Annotated in this window: 4 protein-coding genes; 2 read left to right on the top strand and 2 right to left on the bottom strand. The window is 66.7% G+C overall.

Annotation, left to right across the window (positions count from 1 at the left end):
• Window positions 1-1,713: hypothetical protein (locus EB084_18600; GenBank protein ID NDD30272.1), on the top strand; the 1,713-nt coding region annotated here is incomplete at its 5' end.
• A 116-nt stretch (window positions 1,714-1,829) separates the two neighbouring features.
• Here EB084_18600 and EB084_18595 read toward each other — a convergent pair.
• Complete coding sequence (locus tag EB084_18595) at window positions 1,830-3,374, bottom strand: hypothetical protein (protein ID NDD30271.1); 1,545 nt, start codon at window positions 3,372-3,374, stop codon at window positions 1,830-1,832.
• A 205-nt stretch (window positions 3,375-3,579) separates the two neighbouring features.
• Between EB084_18595 and hemG the strand changes: the two genes are divergently transcribed.
• Window positions 3,580-5,025 (top strand): protoporphyrinogen oxidase, encoded by a 1,446-nt coding sequence (hemG, locus tag EB084_18590; protein NDD30270.1) that lies wholly within the window; start codon window positions 3,580-3,582, stop codon window positions 5,023-5,025.
• Between the two features lie 62 nt (window positions 5,026-5,087).
• On the opposite strand, the gene EB084_18585 is transcribed toward hemG, so the two are convergent.
• Window positions 5,088-5,491, bottom strand: a 404-nt coding sequence (locus EB084_18585) for a hypothetical protein (protein NDD30269.1), incomplete at its 5' end; no start/stop codon positions are given.

Genomic DNA, 5,491 nt, shown 5'->3' with positions numbered 1-5,491 from the left:
ATCGCTCTGACTGCTGGCAGCCTGGGTGGCGGATTCACGCCCGCGGCCATCGTGTGCGGAACCAACGGCAAGGTCTATGTGGGCAGCTACATGACCAATCAGCCCGGCGTCATCGTGGTGGGGGGAACCCAGGGCGCACGCACGACAACGCCGGTCACCCTCAAGCACGCCGACAACTCGACCTTCGTCATCGGCTCCGGCGGATGCCTTGCCCTGGACAAGAACGGCAACGTCTGGACCAGTGACTCGGCCCACGACCTCGTCACGCGATTTGACAGCAACCTCGCCAACCCCGTCGACATCGTCGTTGACGACGTCCCCCAGCAGATCGCCACCGACAGCCAGGGGAATGCCTGGGTCATCGCCGGCAGCATCCAGCCGGAACGCGTGGTGAAGATCAGCGCGAACGGCGGCCAGACGACGGTGAAGACACTCAACGACGGCAGCACGGCCGCCACCACCTCGGGGTCGGTGACCACACAGTTCGTTTCAACCACCCAGCGCGCCGCTCCGAGCGCCGCCCTCGGCCTGGCGGTGAACTTCGGCCCCACCGTGACGAAACCAGATGGCACTGAATTCATCAACGTTGCCTGTCAGGACCCAACGGGGTCGTGTCAGCAGGTCGGTACCATCTCGTTCCCCAAGAGCGGTGGCATCGACTACACCTTCGGAGGTCAGCAAGGCGCCTGGCTGCCGCAGGCACAGGCAACCCCGCCGCCCGTCGTGTACACCTTCCCTACCTCTCCCGTGATCACGGGCCAGACCGACCCCGTCATCATCTCTCAATCGCCCCCTGTGCTCGTGTCGCAGAGCACGCCAGTGATGACCAGCCAGTCGAGCGTACCCGTGCCCACCTCATTCACCTCAATCGAGCCCGCCTCGACAACCCAGGGCCACGCAAACCCAGATGGCTCACAGGTCATCGACACCTACTTCGCAGTCGACGCTTCAGGAGACGTGAACCGCTGTCACGTCGTGCTGGGGCCCTACCTGCCAGACGGCAGCCAGACCATCGACGCGACCTACACCGACGAGCTCTTCAAGATCTACACCACCAAGATCACTTCCTACACCGGAGAGGTGACCTACAACAATGACTATGGTGGCGGCAGCACCTTGCTCCACCTCTCCGGCGTGATCAGCGCCACCAGCGCCACGCAGCTGACGGGAACCTGGGAGACCACGCATCAGCTCAACGGCACGACCTTCTACAGCGATGGTGGCAAGGTCACGATGACCACTGCGCGAGGCGTTGACGGCCGCTACCACCTCGAGATCAAGAACAGCGTGTTCACAACGACGAACGGCCACGTCCCCCCCGAACCTCTCGCAGGCTCCTTCATGGGACTGAACTTCGCCTTCGTCAACTCCCCTGGCATCTTCAACGACATCAGCACATACAAGCCGTCCTTCACGTCTGCCCCTCCCGCGAACAGCGCTCTGTTTGGCTGGTCCGGCCAGACCCAGAGCAACAGCGGCTGTGGGCCAGGCGCCAACCATCTGCAGCTGCAGAACGCCATCCCCCTCTACTCGTTCAACAACACGACTGGACATGTAGAGACCACCTCAGCCAGCGACATCTGCACCACCGGCTTCCACGAGGTCGGAGGCTTCGGTGGCGCTGGCGCAGGCCCGACCGTGGTCAACAACGGCGACTCATTCGGGTACTCTTCCGCACTGCCCGATCTCGGCGGATCGATCCCCGGCCTGTAGCGAGAGCGCGACCGGTCTTCAGAAGACCGGTTTCGCCCTTCAGCGAACGAACAGGGGCCCTCGTCTCACGACGGGGGCCCCTTTCTCATGGGCGCGGAACCGATCCAGGTGAAGGCTCAGCCCTGTTTCTCGTCTTGCTGCTCCGCCCGCCCTCCCGCCATCTTCACGATGGACTCGAGGCCAGGAGGCAACGCCTCGCGTGCCATGCGGGCGTCGTTGAAGATCTGCCTTCCCCGCCGCGTGGCCGCGGTGACGTAGCCCACCTCGCCCGCCGTCAGCGCCTCAGCCCCCACGCCGGCCTTCGTGGCGATGCGCTGCCCCAGCGAGCTGGCGCGAATCGCTTCGCCCGCCTCGGCAAGTCGCGCGACAACCGCCGCCTTGGCTGCGCCGCCGGCCCCGTCTGAGGCAACGAGGCTCAGCACGTCGAACGAGACGTGCCCTACCACTCCTTCTGCGCCGTACTTTCGATACGAGTCGCCATAGCCAGACACAAATCCCGTGCCGACATTCTTGGCGAACCCCAGGTCATCACCCAGAACATCACGCACTGAGCGGCCGCTGAAGGCCGACTTGAGCGCAAGCGAGGGAATTCCCGTGATGGGGTTCAGATCGAGGCCGTGGTAGACCATCTTGCCCAGGCCCGTGTAGGTGCCGGAATGCCCCACACTCGAGACCGTGCTGCCCGCCGCGTCGAGAAAACCCGCGGTCACCCGCGTGTTCACGAAGAGCCCGAGCCCCCCTGGCAGCTTGTCGCCCAAGGGGGCAATCGTGTCGGCCGTCGCCGACATGGCGCCCCCTGTGGCGTCGGCACCGTCTGACAGCAGGTTGCCCAGCTGGCGAACCGGCCCGTCGTCGGCGCGGCGCACGTCTTCAAAGCGACCGCTCCTCTGAGCACTGTCGGCGCGAGTCTCGGCGGAGCGCTCGAGCATGTCTGCCAGGGCCGGCTGCTTCAGCTGCTGCTTGCGCACATCGCCCACCCAGCCGCCCAACGAGCGCGAGAGGGCGTCATCGCCTTCCGCGCCCTGCAGCCGCTTGTCGAGCGCCCGCCCCACCTTGGCGTCGACCAGCCCGTCGAGATGCTGTCTGGCCTGCTCCACCTCGGGGGTGGGAAGGACGCATCGCTGGTCGAGGCCATCGAGGAGATGGTCATGCAGCAACCGCTGCATCGCGGGGCGCGTGGGAATCTCGTCGAGATCGCGAACGCCGCTGGCGTACTTCGCCACGGCCGACGTGACCTTGGATTCCCAGGCGGGGGACGTTGCGGCGAGACGATCGAGGGTGTTCAGCTGCGGCTTCGACCAGGTCGCGAGATCACCGTTTCGCGCAAGATTTCGTGCCACGTCGTCTGGGCTGTGCCAGACCTGGGCGTGCTGCTTCTCGGCCGCCTCGTGATGGGTGCGGGCCGCGTCGATCGGGCACGTGCCGCCCTGCACGACGGGCGGGGCACCGTCGCTGGCCGCGTAGTGATGCGACGTCAAGGCAAGCAGTGGATTGCCGCTCTCGTGCGTGTCGGCCTTCAGCCAGGCGCTCGGGAGCGCGGGCTTCGAGGCCGCCGAGGGGCCTCGCGCGGCCGGACTCTCATGCGGCGCGCTGCGGGTGCCTCCCCGCCCCTCCGACGTGCGATGCGCCTCGCCCACACCGTGCATCGACACGGGGGCCACGGGGCGGCTCTCGTGCGACCTCTCGCTTTTCGATGGCGTGCTCATGCAGCTGCGTCGCTCCTGAAGAGGAAGTTCGCCGTTGCGCCAGCCCTCCCCTGTGCTTCCCCCCGTCAGACGCTCCGCGCCTTCTCTTCTGCGCAGGATCACGTCTGCGCGAAGCCTAAAGGGCCCGAGTCAATGAACTTCCCTTGAGGAGCGGGCGTACGTGCGGGTTCTCATCGTAGGTGGCGGCATCGCGGGTCTGGCGGCCGCGCGCAAGCTCGCGCTGGAAGCCCGCGCCCGCGGCGTGGCGCTCACGTGCGAGCTGGTCGAGGCGTCGACGCGTCTTGGTGGAAAGATCAAGACCGAGCGCGAAGACGGCTTCATCGTCGAGGCCGGCCCAGACGCCTTCATCTCGATCAAGCCCGCGGCCATGCGCCTCTGTCGCGAGCTGGGCATCGACGCCGACGTGGTGGGCACCGATCCCCGCTTCCAGAAGACCTTCATCGTCAAGCGCGGGCGGCTTCTCGAGATTCCTGGCGGCATGAGCACCTTCGTGCCCACCGAGATCAAACCGTTCATTCGCACCCCGCTGCTGTCTTGGCTGGCCAAGGCGCGCATGGGGCTCGAGCCATTCATTCCCCGACGCCGCGGCGATGGCGACGTCAGCATGGCCGACTTCTTCACCCGCCGCATCGGTCGCGCGGGCTTCGAGTGGCTTGTCGAACCGCTGCTGGCAGGCATCTACGCGGGTGATGGGCAACGTCTCGGCCTGCAGGGCACCTTTCCCCGCTACCTCGAGATGGAGCGCGAGCACGGCAGCCTGCTGCGTGCCGCATTCGCCGCCAAGACGGCCCAGGCCAAGGCACCGCCTCCTTCGGGGAAAGGTCCCTCGGGGCTGTTCCTCAGCCTGCGCGCCGGCCTCATCGATCTGGTCGAGGCCACCGCCCAGGCCGCGCGCGAGCTGGGGGTCACAATCACGACCGACGCCCCCGTGCAATCGCTCGACTTCACCGAAAAGGTGAAGGCACGCTTCGCGCAGCGTACCTGGGAGGGAGATGCCGTGATCGTCTGCGCCCCCGCCTTCACCGCGGCCGATCTGATCGCCGATCGAGCGCCGTCTGTGGCGGGCATGCTGCGCCAGATCGAGTACGTGTCGACCGCCACCATCACCATGGCCTTCGACGCTTCGCGCATCCGCGCGACAGAGGCGGTCACCCGCGCGCTGGCTGCCTACGGCTTCGTGGTGCCACGCCCGGAGAAGCGCGACCTCCTCGCCTGCACCTACACCAGCAGCAAGTGGCCAGGGCGCGCGCCAGACGACCAGGTGCTGCTGCGCTGCTACGTCGGCGGAGACGGTCGTGAATCGATTCTCGACCTCGACGACGACGCGCTGGTCGACCGCGCCCTCGACGAGATGCGCGCCATCATCGGCTTCTCTGCGCCGCCGTGGCGGACGTGGGTGCACCGCTGGCCTCGTGCCATGCCGCAGTACCACGTCGGGCATCCAGCGCGCATGAAGCGCATCGAAGAACGCGTGAGCGCGTTGCCTGGGCTGTTCCTGGCGGGCGCGGCCTATCGCGGAATCGGCATCCCGGACTGCATTCAAGACGGCGAAGCAGCGGCGCTGCGGGTTCTCGACAACGCGTCTGCCGCGACGCGCACACCTTAGCGATACGCTAACGAAGGCCCTCCAAGAAGAGCGTCAGCGCCCAGCGCGGCTCGTCGGCCTGATCAGGCCTGCAGCTCTGGAACCCGGGCCCCGCCAACGAAGTGCTTCCAGTCCATGTCCTTGACACGGGCCGGGTGCGCCGTGCCATCGGTGCCCATGGTGCGGCCGTCACCGAGGTAGATCTCGATGTGCGAGGCCTTGGGCGGCTCGATGCCACGATTGTTCGGATACCAGAAGAAGACGAGGTCGCCGGGCTTCAGCTCTTCGCGCGTGACCGCCGTCTGCTTGTAGTCGGCCTGCATGTATCGCGCGCAGGCCCGGGCGTTGTCGACGCCCACATTCTTGAGGCTGCGCCAGACGAGACCGGAGCAATCGAACCCGCTGGGACCGCACGAGCCCGGGATGTAGGGCGCGCCCCGCTTGGACAGGGCGGCATCGATGAAGGCGAGGGTCTTCTCCGAGACCC

It is taken from the genome of Pseudomonadota bacterium (genome assembly GCA_010028905.1).
Taxonomy (GTDB): Bacteria; Vulcanimicrobiota; Xenobia; order RGZZ01; family RGZZ01; genus RGZZ01.
Note: the sequence above shows the minus strand (reverse complement) of the source record. Positions and strands in the feature narration are given on the sequence as shown.